Here is a 14,677-nt window from a genome sequence, read left to right on the forward strand (position 1 = left end):
CTTTTTCCTCGTGGCGCTCATCTTCGTTTATCGCTCCTTCTACAGCATGCGGATCCCCGAGGAAACAGCCGAGGCTTGAAGCCTGACGAGTATCCGCGCACGAGGGGACGCCATTTGGTACTCCGCGCGACGCGGCGAAATCGACCAAGCATCGCCGCCACGAAGCGGGATCGGCGGGCCCACGCGCAACTTGGCGTGTTGCCCTTCTGGGGCTTGCATCGAACGGCTTGATCCACTGATGGCCGCGGGCAACTGGGTTCCGGAACTCATCAAGTTCGGCGGCGGGCAGAACGTGTTTGGCGGGGCGGTCAAACATTCACCCTGGCTCGATTGGGAAGCGGTCTGCGACCACGGAGACCCGGAATCATGTTCCCGCCGCCTTGCGGCTTCGACCTCGCGCGAACACGCACCGAAACAGCGGCGCTGGGCAGCCGATCTCGCTGGAAAAGCCCCCGCGCCATAAAAAGCGAACGCGTCCATCTCACCGATGGCAACCGGTATTTCAACCGGCCCCGCCCGCGCCCGGTCGAGTCGCGGGAATTCTCGCCGAGATCATCTGTCCAGACTTATTTCGTTTCCGACACCACGGGGCCGGTCTGGAAGAATTGTGAAACCAGCCTCTTGACGGGTCGGGTTGGGAGCGGTTAACTCTGAACCTACGACTGGGGGAAGCAGTGTCTCGCGAAGTTGTTTTATGAAAACGCCACTCACTCTTGTCCGCTGGCCCGGTTGGTGGTCCGCCGCGGTCGGATTATTTTTCGTCAGCCTCCTCGCGTTAGCTGGTGATTCGCCCTCGATCACGTCCATCCGCCTGGATGGCACGAATGTGGTGGTCACCGCGCAAGTGCCCGCCGGCATTCACCGCGTCACTCTGGAATGCCGCAGTCGGCTGGGCGCGGGCACTTGGGAACCGCGTGCCGTGACGCGGCTCGACGGCACGGGCGGTGAAGTTACTTTCCTCGTCCCAAGGACTGCGACGTTGGAAGTGCTGCGTGTGCGGGCCGACGATCAGGAACCTCTCCCGGCGGCGTTTTATTCCGGCACCAACTCGTTCACCGGCCAGCCCGTCAGTCCCGGCGGATTGGATGGCGTCTTCGACGGCGCGCCCACTGCGGCACCCGGTGCCGACCCGGCAGCGGGAACCGGTGCGCCCTCGCGCGACGTCGTGGAATCCGACATCTGGAAGGTCAGCGGCGACACACTTTATTTCTTCAACCAATACCGCGGCCTTCAGATCATTGACATTTCGATGCCGGACTCCGCGGTAGTGAAAGGGGTGCTGCCATTGCCGGCCGCCGGCGAGCAGATGTATTTGCTCGACTCCAATCACGTCGTGCTGCTGGCGCAGGACGGATGCAACTGGTGGGGCGGCGACTCGGAAAGCCGCATCCTGGTGGTCAACGTTGCCGGCGGCGCGCCTCAGGTGACGGCCAGTATTCCGGTCAGCGGATACATCCAGGAAAGCCGCCTCGTCGGGACTGCGCTTTACGTTGCATCGCAGAGCTACCAGATCAAGACCAATTCCGCGAACTCCGTGACGTGGGAAGCCGGGACGGTCGTTTCCTCCTTTGACCTGGGCAATCTTGAATCACCCGTCCCGAAAAATACACTCTGGTTTCCGGGCTACGACAACGTGATCGCAGCCACGGACGTTTTCCTGTTCGTCGCCGTCACGTCCGCCGACAATTACTGGCGTTCGATCGTCCATTGTCTCGACATCACCGCGCCGGACGGAACGATGAACCATTCCGGTTCAGTCTCCACCTCTGGCCGGGTGAACGACAAGTTCAAGATGAACCGGGCGGACTCTGTTTTCACCGTCGTTTCAGAAGTTCCCGCCACGAGTGGCGCAACCTGGACGACCAAACTCGAAACGTTTCTTCTGCCCGATCCCAGAGGGTCCGGACCGGCAGGAATTACCAAGCTGGGGACGCTTGCGCTGGGCAACGGAGAACGCGTTTTTGCCACGCGCTTCGATGGCGATCTCGTTTACGTCGTGACTTTCCGCAGGATAGATCCGCTGTGGGTCGTGGATATTTCCGACGCGGCGCATCCAAAAATCGCCGGCGAATTGCAGGTCCCGGGTTACTCGACGTTCATCCAACCACTCGGCGACCGCCTCGTCACCGTCGGCATTGATGACACCAACAGCTGGCGCGTGGCGGTGTCGCTGTTCGACGTGCATGATCCGGCCGCGCCGTCACTCTTGAGCGAGGTCGCCCTCGGCCAAAATTATTCGTGGAGCGAAGCGAATACCGACGAGAAGGCATTTAACGTGATGCCGGACGAACATCTCATCTTGCTCCCCTACCAGGGATATTTCACGAACGGTTACGCGTCCCGCATCCAGCTCGTTGACTTGAACCGCGACTCGCTGACGTTGCGTGGCACCATCGACCACGAGACGCAACCCCGCCGCGCCACCGTGCATGGCGACCGCATCCTCTCGCTCTCCGGCCAGGAATTGTTGAGCGTGGACGCAACCGACCGTGATCACCCGCAGATCAAGGCGGACCTTCCCCTCGCGTGGTCGGTGGATCAGGTGTTCGTGCAAAACGGTTATTTGATCGAGCTCAGCACCGCTTCATCGTGGTGGTGGCTCGGCCAGCCAAAGCCGGCGGTTCGCATTACATCGGCAAACGAACCGGATCGCGTGCTTAACGAAATTGATTTGCCAAATCAGTTTCCTATCCTTGGGGCGGCGACCCGTGACGGGCGCCTGTATCTTGCGCAAGGCGAGCAGAACTTCGGGCCCATTCCGCTCGCGGACGGTACCGATCCTGGCCAGCCGACCAACGACGCGCCCAATCTATTCGTTTCGATTTACGATGTTTCGGCTTTGCCCGAGGTAAAACTGCTCGGCGCGACGGCAGTCATGCTTGATCCGCTCGGCTGGGGCGCAAATTTCCAGATCGTCTGGCCGAGAGCGGGTGTGTTGGTTCTGGCGGGTGGAGGAGGGGGCTATTGGGATCCGTGGCTCGATTTTGGCATCGCGACACCGGCCGGCGGAACACTCGGACCGGCTGGCGGGGGGATTGCCCGGCCGATTTTCTGGGGTAACAACGGCGGGCGCCTGATCGCCTTCGACGTGAGTAATACTGCAACGCCGAAGTTTTTGTCCGATGTCAACCTCGCGGAGAATACGTGGTGGAGTTTCAGCCCGGCGTACACCGTCAACGGACAGGTTTATTTGAGCCATGAGGCGGTAGAGCCTTGCCCGCCCGTCGTGACAAACGACAAGGACACCAATTCCGCGCCGGTGTATTACTGGGTGCAACGATGGTATCTCGACGTGGTCGATTACGCGGACGCCACCAACCCCACGATCCGGAAGCCCGTCAATATTCCCGGCTCGCTCAACGGCGTCGCCCGGGCCGGCGAATTGCTTTACACTGTCGGTCAGCATTGGACCGACCCCACGAACTGGTTTGGAGATGGCAGGGAATATCTCGATGCCAGTGCTTATGATGGCGTGGAAGCGCACCTTGTTGACTCGTTACCGCTTTCCAGTTTTTGGCCTCACCCGGTGCTTGTCAAAGACGACAACGTGTTTCTTGGCCACCCGACAGAGACGAACACAGTGAAGAACCTGCTCGAGGCCTGGACCCTGCCGGACTCCGGGAAGTTCACCTTGCTTGGCAAGGCTGAATTGTCCGGCGCGGTACAGAACTTCGTCAGCTTCGGCGATCTCCTGGCCGCGCAAATCGGCAACGAAGTCGGCCTGTTCGACGTGGCCAATCCCGCCTCTCCCGCGCCTCTCGTCACCGGCGGACCGCCCGGATGCGTCTGGTTTGATTTGAGCAAAGCCGATGGCGCGCCCGGTCGCGGCCTCTGGTTGCCACTTGGCGTTTACGGGGTCTCAATGGTTTTGGTCCCTCCGGCACCGTGAGACCGGTTGAAATGTCGCGCCAGTCCCGTGTGGTACTGTTGTAGTCGGGGGGCGATCTCGGCAAAAGTGTTTTCTCGCGAGTAATCGCCGGGACAAAACACCGGGATTTTTCCGCTGTGAAAAAACTTGCGCGCCATTTTTTCCAGCGTTAGATAGGTTGCACATCAGCCGTAAAATCCGCGCGAGCCAGATGCGGCGGCACAGCCCGCCGGCCCTTGGCTCCAGCAGTTCCTGAAGAAAGGCGATTATGTCTGACGAAATAAATACGCCCAACACTGCCGGCCTCTCCAGACGCGGCTTCCTCAAAGGGGTCGGCATAGGTTCGGTGGCCACAGGTTTGTTTGCCCCTGGCAGTCTGAAGGACGCCCTCGCCGCCGAAGGAGGCGTCGTGGGCCCGGGCGAGATCCCCCTGAGCCTCCGAATCAACGGCCAGACTCGCAAACTCAACGCCGAACCGCGTGTCACCTTGCTGGATGCGTTGCGCAACCGGCTTGACCTCACCGGTTGCAAAAAGGTTTGCGACCGCGGCACGTGCGGCGCCTGCACGGTCCTTGTGGACGGCCATCCGGTTTATTCCTGCTCGATGCTGGCCGTCGAGGCTGAAGGCCGCGAAATCACCACGATCGAAGGACTGGGCACACCAGAACGGATGAACGAAGTGCAAAAGGCGTTCGTGCATCACGATGCCCAGCAGTGTGGCTTTTGCACGCCCGGCTTTGTCGTCGCCTGCACGGCTTTTGTCCGCAAGAACCCCAATGCCACCCCCGAGCAGGTTCGCGACGGCGTCGGTGGCAATCTCTGCCGGTGCGGCACGTATGCCGGCATGATCCTCGCCGTCGCTGATGCGGCGAAGAAAGGAGGGGTTTGATATGGCAAAGGTTGACTGGCCTCCCGCCGAAAAGCGGTCCCTTATCGGCAAGAGCATCGACCGGATTGACGGCCCGTTGAAGGCCACCGGCTCGGCGAAGTATTCCTATGACATGAACCGGCCCGGCATGCTGTGGGCAAAGGTTGTCACCTCCCCCCACGCTCATGCGGAGGTGACGGGCATCGACACCAGCGAGGCCGAAGCCTTGCCCGGCGTGAAGGGCGTATGGCGCGACACAGAAAAAGAAGTGCGCTACGCGGGCGAAATCGTCGCCGCGGTCGCCGCGACCACCGAGGAAATTGCCGAGGAAGCCGCGCGGCTCGTGAAAGTTCAATACAAACCGCTCGACCATCAGGTCGTTGACACGGACGCGACATTGTCGAAGGACAGGCCGTCCAAGAAGGACCAGGGCAACGTGGATGAGGCGTTCACAAAAGCCGACAAGGTCGTCGAAGGTGAATACGGACTGCCGGTCATTTCCCATTGCTGCCTCGAATCGCACGGCCAGGTGACCGAAATACGCGATGGCGAGCTTTATATCTGGCCTTCGACCCAGAACGTTTCGCGTTACAGCGATCGTCTCGGAGAATCCGTGGGCGTGGATCAGAACAAAATCCACGTCGAATGCCAGTTCATGGGCGGGGGCTTCGGCTCGAAGTTCAATTATGACAAATGGGGTACCGTCGGTGCCCTGCTTTCGAAACAAACCGGCAGACCGGTGAAGTTGATGTTGGAACGGGACATCGAGCTGATGACAGCGGGCAATCGTCCATCGGCCACTGCGAAGATAAAGGTTGGCGCGCAGAATGACGGGACCATTACTGCGGTCGAGGCGGAAGTCTGGGGCACCGGCGGCATGGGCGGATACGGTGCGCCGCCGATTCCTTATGTATTCACCAAGATTGCAAACTCCCGTTTGACCGGAAAGGGAATCCGCACCAATCGCGGTGGCCAACGCGCCTGGCGCGCGCCGAACCATCCGCAGGGCTGTTTCCTGACGATGTCCGCGCTCGCTGACACTGCCGCGGCCCTCAAGATGGATGAGCTGGAGTTCTTCCTGAAGAATGTTTCTTTGACTGACCGCGCTGATGTTTACAGCGAGGAACTCAAAATTGCCGCCGATTTGATTGATTACAAAAAGAAAGCGCATCTGCGGGGCGACCCGGCGCCCGGACCGATCAAACGCGGGCTGGGCATTTCGATTCACACGTGGGGCGGCAGAGGCCACCCTTCCGATTGCGACGTAACCATCAATCCGGACGGTTCGGTTGAAGCAAAGCTCGGCTCTCAGGATCTTGGCAGCGGCACGCGCACGGTCATCAACATCGTTGTTGCGGAAACGCTCGGGCTGCCCCTCAACGCCATCAAGGTCGAGATTGGCCGGAACGATTATCCCGCTTCGGGCGCCTCAGGCGGCAGCACGACCGTCGGCGGCGTTTCGACATCGTCAAGACTCGCGGCCACGGCCGCGCTTAACGCGCTCCTCGAAACGGCCGCTTCCAAACTCGGGGCCGGCGCAGACAACCTCGAAGCGGTCGGTGGTGAGATTCGCCAGGTGGACAAGCCGGGAAATAAAATCCCATGGAAAGAAGCCTGCGCGCTGCTCGGTGTCAGCGCCATCACCAAACGTGGGACGAACAATCCGGGGGAGAGCCAGAAGGCGCACTTGATTGACGATGGAGTCGGCGGCGCGCAGATCGCCGACGTTTCCGTGGACACGGAAACCGGCATCGTCACGATCAACGAGATGGTCGCGGTGCAGGACTGTGGCCTCGTCATCGATCTTAAAACCGCCGAAAGCCAGGTGTACGGCGCACTCATCATGGGCATCACTTACTCGTTGTTTGAAGAAGTGATTTACGACGCCAAGACCGGCCGGATGCTCAATGCGGACATGGAGTTTTACCGGCTGGCCGGCATCAAGGATGTCGGCAAACTGAAGGTCCACATGATGACCGGCAAAGGTTATGATGAACGCGGTGTCATTGGGCTGGGCGAACCCCCTGTGATTTCGCCGGGCGCGGCCATCGCCAACGCCGTCGCCAACGCCGTCGGCATGCGCGTGCCGCAACTGCCTTTGACACCCGACCGCGTCATCGCCGCGCTCCAGAAGGGAGGCAAACTCGCATGAAATCGTTCGAATACGCCGCACCTAAAACGCTGAAAGAAGCCGCCGGCTTGCTGGGTGACAAGTGGGGTGAAACCGAAGTTCTTGCCGGAGGCACCGATCTCGTCACCTTGCTCAAGCAGCATCTCACCGAACCAAGGCGTCTTGTCAGTCTGCGAAACATCTCCGAGCTGAAAGGCATTGAAGCGGAAAAGAACGGCTTGCGCATCGGCGCGATGACCGCCCTTGGCGAGCTGGTGGAGGACAGGCACGTCAAAGAGCATTTCCCGTGTCTGATCACCGCAGCCAAGGGTGTCGGCAGTCCGCAGCTTATGTCCGTCGGCACCGTGGGGGGAGACCTTTGCCAGCGACCACGCTGCTGGTATTTCCGCAACGGTTTTGGATTGTTCGCCAAACACGAGGGCGCTTCGCTCGTCCGGGGCGGTGAAAACCGATATCATGCCATTTTTGGCAACGATGGGGAGGCGTTGTTCGTCAGTCCCTCAAGCCTTGGCCCCTCTCTCGTGGCGCTCGACGCCGTGATTACGGTAACGGGAGCGAAAGGCAAAACACGAAAGATCGCGGCGGATAAATTCTTTCAAACGCCGAGGACGGAAACAGACCGTGAAACGGCCCTCAGGCCAGACGAGATTCTGACCAACATTTTCATTCCAACGAAGGGCCTGCGAAACGCCACCTATGAAGTGCGGCATCGGCAAGGGCTCGATTGGCCTTACGTTACGGCGACCGTTGCCTTCCAAATCAGGACGGGGACGGTGTCGGACGCGCGCGTTGTTCTTGGCCACGTCGCCCCGGTGCCGTGGCCCTCTTCCAGCGCAGGGAAGGCTTTGAACAGCGCAAAGGTGGATGCTGCAACCGCGGTCAAATGCGGCGAGGCGGCGACGCAAGGCGCGAAACCGCTCAGCCAAAACAGCTATAAAATCCAGCTTGTCAGAACCGCCGTCAAACGCGCGGTATTGGCAGCGGCGACTTGAAGACTGTCAACGCCGGCAAATGAAAGAACCCGTGCTATACAAACACAGCCAGGCCGGCGGCTTGATCGTAACGTTGTGCGGAGGATTCGCCATCTTCATGAGCTGGCTGGTTTATCATTCCCGCCAGTTCGGTCCACTCGTGCCGTTAAGCGTGGTCCTGCTGGCGGCGATTCTATTTTGCCGCCTCACGGTGACCGTCGATGAAGAGTTTGTTGAAATCCGCTTCGGCCCGGGTGTGATCAGGAAGAAGTGGCGATTCGCCGAAATCGAATCGTGCGGACTCGTGCGAAATCGCCGGTGGCACGGCTGGGGCGTCCACTGGATTGGAAAGAAAACGTGGCTGTTCAATATCTCGGGATTGGACGCGGTGGAATTGCGAATGAAAGATGGGCGGATCTATCGAGTCGGCACAGACGAGCCCGAAAAGCTTGGCGGATTGATTCAAGGCAGATTGAACAAAAACGCGGTTTCGAAATTATGAAACCTTCCGAGACACCTCAGCGAACTCAACCGGCGTGCCGCAACATGCGGTGCAAGGAAATGTTCTACCAGGGACAGCCGGAGGATGATTATGCCAGCGGCGTCTTCTGGTGCTCCAGGACGCACGAGAACTTCGGTCCCGACGGCGAGCCGGTGAGCAAAGCCGAATGTTGCGCGGGGCGCTCCTGTTATGTAGGTTGAGGACGGAGTTTGATTTGTTTGAGGAAAGGACCGTTATGAAAATGAAATTGAGTGTGGTGATGTTGATGCTGGCGGCGACCCCGATGTTCGCCACCCAACCAAATGTGCCGGCGATTTCCGGCGATTATCTCGAAGTGCGTTCGTGCGATGTGTACACCGGACCTTGCTTTGCCAACGCGGAAATGGGCCTCAGCGGCAGGGAAGGCATGCTGGTCTGGTCGGTGCGCGAAGGCGCCTGGAAGGGCGTCAAACTCGACGGGTTGAACGTCATCGCAGTCGTGCGCACGGACGGCACGCTCGGTGATTTGCGCTATCAACCGCGCAGCGGCAAAGCCGTGCTCGTGGTTGACGCGGCGGCGACGCGGAAGCAACGTGACGCCCTGGTGGATTTTGCCCGCGCGATGGCAGGCGGCCTCATCCAGGAGGTCGCCGGAGTGAAGACCGCGCCCATGCAAGTGGCGCTTGGAACGTGCGACGGCCGCGGGTGCGCCTCGGTGAAGGCGGGCGACCTGGTCCAGATCACGACCCGCTGCCTGGGCAGCAAGGACCATCTCTGCGGCAACGAGGAGACTTTTTACCCGCCGCTGACTCGAGTGACCGGTGCGTATCCGGTGTTCACAGAGCTGGCTTCGTTCGACGGGCGCGGACTGAATTTGACCTGGGCCATGGTCGAGAAACGCAATGCGTTCCTCGGTCATTTCGAGCGGTAAGAGAAAAACTCCACGCCGGCCGGAAACCTTGAGGTTCCGGCCTTTTTCTTTTAGCGCGAAATCGCAGTCTGAACGGTTGCCGCTGAGTCATCGTCAATATGTGTATGAGAAAACTTTCGTTGCTTCTGGGAATTGCTTTGTGCGCCCGGTTTGCGGGTCCTGTGCGTGCCGGTGAATTGACGGTCAAGGCCGCGGACAAGGCACCCCCCGCGGAAATCGGCGAATCGATCCGGAAAACGCTTCAGCCGAAAGCCATCGAGGTGCTCGACGGCGACAAACCCGCGTTTGAATTCTGGTTCCGATCCGACATCCCCCTGAAATCAAAGCCGGCCGCCGCCAACAAGGCTCTGGATTGCATCCAGGAAACCGTCCTGCTGGGGGCCGTGTCGGTGGGCCGGGGACAGCGCGACTACAAAGACAACGAGATCGCTCCCGGCATCTATACGATGCGTTTCGGTCTGCAACCACAGGACGGCGATCATCTCGGCACTGCCGAATTCCCTTACTTCGCCGTGCTCGTCCCGGCCGCGTCCGACACGCAACCCGAAGGGATCAAGTCATTCAAGGAAATGACCGGGGCGAGCGGCAAAAACACCGCGTCGAACCATCCGGTCGTATTAAGTTTGCGTCCGGCCTCATCAGACAGCGGTGCTTTTCCCAGTTTGAACGAGCCGGCCGCAGAGCACAAAACCGTGCGCGTGAAGGTCCCGGCCAGGTCAGGACAAGAAAAAACGAGTGTCGTGTTCGAACTGGTCTGCAAGGGGCACGGTCACATACAATGATCTCGCGGGTGGCGCGCCGGCTTCACCGGGAAGGATTCTCCACCAGCTTCACCGGTCCCTGGCAGCACATGCACGGTCCGGGAGAGAGGGTTTTGATCGCACAGACGTCGCAGTAATAGTAGAGGTCGCAGACGACCCCGTTGCGCACGGACTTCATGTCCGTCATTTCAAAAATCTGTGTCTTCGGAAATACACGCCCTTTCAAAACGAGTTCCTTTTTTCGCACCTGTTCGTCCACGAACAAGGCCTCGGACAATTTCGTTCGCAGAAGCGTGTAAAATCGTCCATCAGTTGTTTTGAATCCCCAGACGTGCTGGTGGTTCGCCGGAAGATCGGTATGATAAAGCGCATGCATCGCTTCCGGCAGACAGACGATCCTTCCGCGCAGGTCCACTTCCTGAGGTTCTGCTGCTGCGCGACCGGCTCCGACGCTGACGTTTTTGTCCGCCGCGACGCCAAGCCCGACCAGCATAACGGTCAAAGTCGCGGCCAGCCGGCGCTTCAGATAATGACGTTCATCACGCATGCTGATTCCCAATATCGGCGCGATTTGACGGCTCGCAAGCCTGCAGTTATCCGGAACGCCCGTGGGAAAGGCGAAGCGCCTGCTCGTAGTCCGCAGGCGTGTCCATGTCGAAATCCAATCCGGTGTCGTCCATTTCGCAAAGCACCGGTTCTGATCCTGATTGTTGCAGGAACTGTTTCAGCGTCTCTTCGCTTGAGTTTTTCAACCGACTGAAGATCGCCTTTGGCATTACCACCGGATGACGCGGCCGGCCGTGTCTGCCCGGCTGACAGATACTCCGGGGACACGTCGCCGCGAAGTCGAGCAACGCGCGCAGAGTTTCGATGCGCAAGTGCGGCTGGTCGCCCAAAACGATCACCCGGTGCGTCAACGCTGAATTCCAGCCGCCCCAGTTCGCCGCGCATTGCACGGAACTGAACATCCCGCGGTCCGGTTGCGGGTTGACGATGCGATTCGTGGACGGGACGCGAAGCCGGTCCAGTTCGGCGCACAAGGGTTGGTCAAAAGTCGCATGGACGACCGCAATCTGTTTGGCGCGCAGTTTATGCCATTGTCGGATGAGATGTCCGAGCACGGAAGTTTCACCCCACGGCAACAGCAGTTTTGGTTTTCCCATCCGCGACGACGCCCCCGCCGCCAGAATAACCACGCCGAAAGAGAATCGCGCGGTGGATCTGTCTGGCTCCATGCGTAAGGCGAAACTCAGGATCCCAGGACGCTGCAACGTGTTTCCGCGCGAGCCGGGCCACTGGCCGGGTGCCTGTCCGGCAGCGCGGCACGCTTCTGAATGAACTGGGCCACGACACTGACGGCGATTTCGTGAACACTCACGGCCTGGATGTCCAGCCCCACCGGGCACGCCACTCTTTCCAGCTGTTCGGCGGTCGCCAGGTTATCCTCGATGAATTGTTCGAAAATGATCCGGCGTTTGCGCCTGCTGCCAATCATCCCGAGGAACACAAACGGCCGTTGAACCCACTCGCGCAACACGAGCGCGTCTCGCTGATGGCCTCGCGTCACAATCAGGCCGAACCCGGGCCGCGCCGGAAGCGGATCCTTCAGGAGTTTTTCCCAGTAATCAACGCGCAGCTTTGTTCCTTCGGGAAAGTACTGTGGATTCGCCAGGGCTGGCCGGTCGTCAAACACGGTCACTTCGAAGTCGAGTTGAAGCGCCAGTGGCGCGACCGCTTGCGCGACGTGGCCTGAACCGGCGATCCACAGCGCGCATGGCGGCGCGACGGTTTCCTGGTACAACCACTCCCCCGCGAATACCGCGTCGTTCACCTGCGCCACCGAGAAATCTTTTTTCACTCCCCAAACGAGCGATTCGTCGCAGCGTGCCAGCCTGCGCCACAGATCCCCGGCTTTGGCCGCCTGGGGCAGGATCAATCCGCAGACTTTGCCCCCGCAAATCAGTCCGTCGTCCCAGCCGAAATCATGGTCGAGCACCAGTTCAAATGCGGCCGGCTGCTTCGTCCGCAACGCCTGCCGTGCCCTGTTCTGAACCTCGGCCTCGAGGCAACCGCCGCCGAGCGTGCCGCGGATGCGCCCGTCCGCGAAAAACAACGCCTTGGCTCCTGTTTTCTGCGGGCTTGATCCTTTCGTGCCGGAGATGATGGCCAGCGCGAATGGCTCGCCCCCGGCCAGCGCGTCCGGCAGGAAATCGTAGAATCGAGGCATATCGCGGTTTCGTTGAACGGGCCGAATGTAGTTCGCCGTCTGTCAAACGTCGAGCGTTTGTCTTTTCGCGGGAGCGCCAGACACCTTCTGTCTTTATGGTCGTCGCGCATCATTCAGCAAACAGGCGCGAAGTTGACACCGTCCACCCGCTTGCGTTACCTGTGCGGCCATGTTCAACGCATCCGTTTCAAACGAGGCCCATCTCCGCGCGCGCCTCCCCTGCCGTTTCGTTGTGAGTTACTCTTCGGTCGTCGCATCGATCGCCTGCTTCGCCGCATCCTTACAGATCGCGGCCGACGACTGGCCACGCTGGCGGGGCCCGGATTTCAATGGCATCTCGAAAGAAGCCGGCTGGTCCACATCCTGGCCGCAGGAAGGCCCGAGACAACTTTGGAAAGCGAGTGTGGGGACCGGCTTCTCGTCCATTGCCGTAAGCGGTGGTCGCGCATACACCACCGGCAACGACGGCAGGCAGGACACGGTCTATTGTTTCGACGCCAATACCGGCGCGGTCGTCTGGAAATACTCCTATGACGCCCCCATTGATCCGCATTACTACGAAGGCGGCACCAGCGCGACTCCGACGGTTGACGACAACAAGACCTATACCATTGGCAAACGCGGACAAGTATTCTGCTTTGACGCCGCGACAGGAAAGGTTGTCTGGTCGAAAAACCTGGCCGGTGAAACCGGCGCGAAAGTGCCCGAGTGGGGGTTCGCCGGCTCGGCGCTGGTCGAAGGCGGCCTGGTCATCTTCAATGCCGGCGACGCGGGCGCGGCGCTCGACAGGGAGTCGGGAAAAGTTGTCTGGAGCAACGGCAGAGGGTCGGCGGGTTATTCGAGTCCAATCCTGTTCGATCAAGGCGGCCGCCGTAGCGTGCTGATGATGGCGCTGCGATCAATCGTCGCGGTCGATCCGAAGACCGGCCGCGAACTCTGGCAATATCCCTGGAAGACGCTATACGACGTGAACGCCGCCGATCCGGTCATCACCGGCGACCGGACACTGGTTTCCTCTGGGTACGACCATGGATGCGCACTTTTGCGGGTCGCCACAGGTGGTAATCCGGCGCTGCTATGGCAAAATAAAAACCTTCGGAACCACTTCAGCAGCTCGCTCATTGTTGGCGACAGTGTCTTTGGGTTCGATGAATCCGAACTCAAATGCCTCGAATTGCAATCGGGCAACGTGCGGTGGACCGAGCGCAGCCTCGGCAAAGGCTCGCTCATGGCTTCCGACGGCAAATTGATTGTCCTTGGTGAAAAAGGCCAACTGGTTGTCGCAGACGCGTCGCCTTCTGCCTTCAAACCACTGGCCCGCGCGCAGGTGATCGGCGGTAAATGCTGGACCGCACCCGTGCTTGCCAATGGCAAAATCTATTGCCGCAACGCCAAAGGCGATGTGGTTTGTGTGGACGTGTCCGGGAAAGCAAATTGAAGCGAATCCGGCCAGGCGTTCTTCCCTAAAAGAAGCCGCGGTTAAGCGATGGCTCTGTCCAGCCACAACAAGACCGACTTCGATAGTGATCGTGGTGAGTGCGCCCGACTCAGCGCTTTTACCTCTCCGATTGAAGGAACGGTATCAATTCCCTGGAATAGTAAGGCTCTTGAGTGCACCAGAAGATGTAGTCTGCCTTGAGATACTCCGTTCCAAATCCGATTAGCTCCGAAATGGTGACCCGCTTGCCGGTCCTGGGATTCTGGTGTTCATAGTTGCCTTCTTGCACAGCGATGCCGGAGGGAACACTCCCGGCGCATTCTCTGATCAAAGGGTAACAATGGTTCATCTGCCCCGGTTTGTACGGCAGGAGGTCGGGTCCACCCACGCCTACTCTCAACTCTCTCGCTCGTTGATACACGCTGCGAAGATAGGACCGGTCTTTGTCGGGAAGCCATTCTCCGGGCATGAAGTTGGCGTACTGCATCGCCACCGATTTCGGAAACGCGCGCTTCAAGACCATCATGTTCGTGATGACAGCGTCGCGATAAATCTCCGGAGTGAATCCTTTGGGAAACAGCCGTCCGGTTTCGCCAAAATCAACCGCCGTTTCGGGAAGATTGATGCCCTCGATCTTACCGTCGAATTCCTTGCCGAGGGCGAACAGAAGTTGGTGAAATCTTTCCTGCACCGCGGGGTCCCAGCGCCGCGCCACCCAGCCGGCGGGAACAGCATGTTCTTCGTCATCGTTTTCAATGTTGTATTGCTTATCCGCTCCTCCGTGGTATCGCGAGTCATTCACTAAATATCGCGGCACGAGTACAACGTTCGAATCGAACGAAGTATCCTGAAGCTGGATGAACAGTTTCTTGCCTTTTGAATTCAGAAACGTCAAATCGTGACGAATGGCGCTGAAATCATAACCATCTTTCTCCGGCTCCAGCTCACGCCAGGTATATTTTAACTGAGCACCCTCGAAGGCCTTGGTGTTAATGAACGCG

13 protein-coding genes are annotated in these 14,677 nt (G+C 59.5%); 9 read left to right on the top strand and 4 right to left on the bottom strand.

What is annotated here, in order from left to right:
* Window positions 1-694 precede the first annotated feature (694 nt).
* From VN887_06100 to VN887_06135, 8 genes are all read left to right on the top strand, one after another.
* Entirely contained in the window at window positions 695-3,889 is a 3,195-nt protein-coding gene (locus VN887_06100; protein HXT39578.1) for a beta-propeller domain-containing protein, read from the top strand.
* 247 nt (window positions 3,890-4,136) lie between these two features.
* Window positions 4,137-4,757 carry a 2Fe-2S iron-sulfur cluster-binding protein gene (locus tag VN887_06105; GenBank protein ID HXT39579.1) on the top strand — a complete coding sequence of 207 codons (621 nt, stop codon included), beginning with the start codon at window positions 4,137-4,139 and terminating at the stop codon, window positions 4,755-4,757.
* Between the two features lies 1 nt (window position 4,758).
* Window positions 4,759-6,888: a xanthine dehydrogenase family protein molybdopterin-binding subunit gene (locus VN887_06110; GenBank protein ID HXT39580.1), complete on the top strand. Its 2,130-nt coding sequence runs from the start codon at window positions 4,759-4,761 to the stop codon at window positions 6,886-6,888.
* On the top strand, window positions 6,885-7,859 hold the full coding sequence (locus VN887_06115; GenBank protein ID HXT39581.1) for an FAD binding domain-containing protein: 975 nt from the start codon (window positions 6,885-6,887) through the stop codon (window positions 7,857-7,859). The genes VN887_06110 and VN887_06115 overlap by 4 nt, the downstream gene beginning before the upstream one ends.
* Before the next feature lie 19 nt (window positions 7,860-7,878).
* The gene (locus tag VN887_06120; protein ID HXT39582.1) at window positions 7,879-8,340 is read left to right on the top strand and encodes a hypothetical protein; all 462 of its coding nucleotides are present in this window, start codon (window positions 7,879-7,881) and stop codon (window positions 8,338-8,340) included.
* Window positions 8,337-8,540 (top strand): hypothetical protein, encoded by a 204-nt coding sequence (locus VN887_06125; GenBank protein HXT39583.1) that lies wholly within the window; start codon window positions 8,337-8,339, stop codon window positions 8,538-8,540. Before VN887_06120 ends, VN887_06125 begins: the two co-directional genes overlap by 4 nt.
* 35 nt (window positions 8,541-8,575) lie before the next feature.
* Window positions 8,576-9,250: a DUF1326 domain-containing protein gene (locus VN887_06130; GenBank protein HXT39584.1), complete on the top strand. Its 675-nt coding sequence runs from the start codon at window positions 8,576-8,578 to the stop codon at window positions 9,248-9,250.
* A 104-nt stretch (window positions 9,251-9,354) separates the two neighbouring features.
* Window positions 9,355-10,032: a hypothetical protein gene (locus VN887_06135; GenBank protein ID HXT39585.1), complete on the top strand. Its 678-nt coding sequence runs from the start codon at window positions 9,355-9,357 to the stop codon at window positions 10,030-10,032.
* A gap of 22 nt (window positions 10,033-10,054) precedes the next feature.
* Here the strand turns inward: VN887_06135 and VN887_06140 are convergent, their stop codons facing one another.
* The 3 genes from VN887_06140 to VN887_06150 are packed head-to-tail and all read right to left on the bottom strand — an operon-like array spanning window position 10,055 to window position 12,238.
* Window positions 10,055-10,558, bottom strand: coding sequence for a hypothetical protein (locus VN887_06140; protein ID HXT39586.1), 504 nt, complete (start codon window positions 10,556-10,558; stop codon window positions 10,055-10,057).
* A gap of 46 nt (window positions 10,559-10,604) precedes the next feature.
* Complete coding sequence (locus tag VN887_06145) at window positions 10,605-11,246, bottom strand: nucleotidyltransferase family protein (GenBank protein ID HXT39587.1); 642 nt, start codon at window positions 11,244-11,246, stop codon at window positions 10,605-10,607.
* Between the two features lie 14 nt (window positions 11,247-11,260).
* Window positions 11,261-12,238 (bottom strand): XdhC family protein, encoded by a 978-nt coding sequence (locus VN887_06150; protein HXT39588.1) that lies wholly within the window; start codon window positions 12,236-12,238, stop codon window positions 11,261-11,263.
* 232 nt (window positions 12,239-12,470) lie between these two features.
* Between VN887_06150 and VN887_06155 the strand changes: the two genes are divergently transcribed.
* Complete coding sequence (locus VN887_06155) at window positions 12,471-13,676, top strand: PQQ-binding-like beta-propeller repeat protein (protein HXT39589.1); 1,206 nt, start codon at window positions 12,471-12,473, stop codon at window positions 13,674-13,676.
* A 118-nt stretch (window positions 13,677-13,794) separates the two neighbouring features.
* Here VN887_06155 and VN887_06160 read toward each other — a convergent pair.
* A partial coding sequence (locus VN887_06160; protein ID HXT39590.1) for a hypothetical protein occupies window positions 13,795-14,677 on the bottom strand: 883 nt, incomplete at its 5' end.

This window comes from Candidatus Angelobacter sp., assembly GCA_035607015.1.
Classification (GTDB): Bacteria; Verrucomicrobiota; Verrucomicrobiia; order Limisphaerales; family AV2; genus AV2.

What these genes read in the sequence shown, in the direction of transcription:
- VN887_06100 (HXT39578.1), top strand. Translation starts at nt 695, where the DNA reads ATGAAAACGCCACTCACTCTTGTCCGCTGGCCCGGTTGGTGGTCCGCC.
- VN887_06105 (HXT39579.1), top strand. Translation starts at nt 4,137, where the DNA reads ATGTCTGACGAAATAAATACGCCCAACACTGCCGGCCTCTCCAGACGC.
- VN887_06110 (HXT39580.1), top strand. Translation starts at nt 4,759, where the DNA reads ATGGCAAAGGTTGACTGGCCTCCCGCCGAAAAGCGGTCCCTTATCGGC.
- VN887_06115 (HXT39581.1), top strand. Translation starts at nt 6,885, where the DNA reads ATGAAATCGTTCGAATACGCCGCACCTAAAACGCTGAAAGAAGCCGCC.
- VN887_06120 (HXT39582.1), top strand. Translation starts at nt 7,879, where the DNA reads ATGAAAGAACCCGTGCTATACAAACACAGCCAGGCCGGCGGCTTGATC.
- VN887_06125 (HXT39583.1), top strand. Translation starts at nt 8,337, where the DNA reads ATGAAACCTTCCGAGACACCTCAGCGAACTCAACCGGCGTGCCGCAAC.
- VN887_06130 (HXT39584.1), top strand. Translation starts at nt 8,576, where the DNA reads ATGAAAATGAAATTGAGTGTGGTGATGTTGATGCTGGCGGCGACCCCG.
- VN887_06135 (HXT39585.1), top strand. Translation starts at nt 9,355, where the DNA reads ATGAGAAAACTTTCGTTGCTTCTGGGAATTGCTTTGTGCGCCCGGTTT.
- VN887_06140 (HXT39586.1), bottom strand. Translation starts at nt 10,558, where the DNA reads ATGCGTGATGAACGTCATTATCTGAAGCGCCGGCTGGCCGCGACTTTG.
- VN887_06145 (HXT39587.1), bottom strand. Translation starts at nt 11,246, where the DNA reads ATGGAGCCAGACAGATCCACCGCGCGATTCTCTTTCGGCGTGGTTATT.
- VN887_06150 (HXT39588.1), bottom strand. Translation starts at nt 12,238, where the DNA reads ATGCCTCGATTCTACGATTTCCTGCCGGACGCGCTGGCCGGGGGCGAG.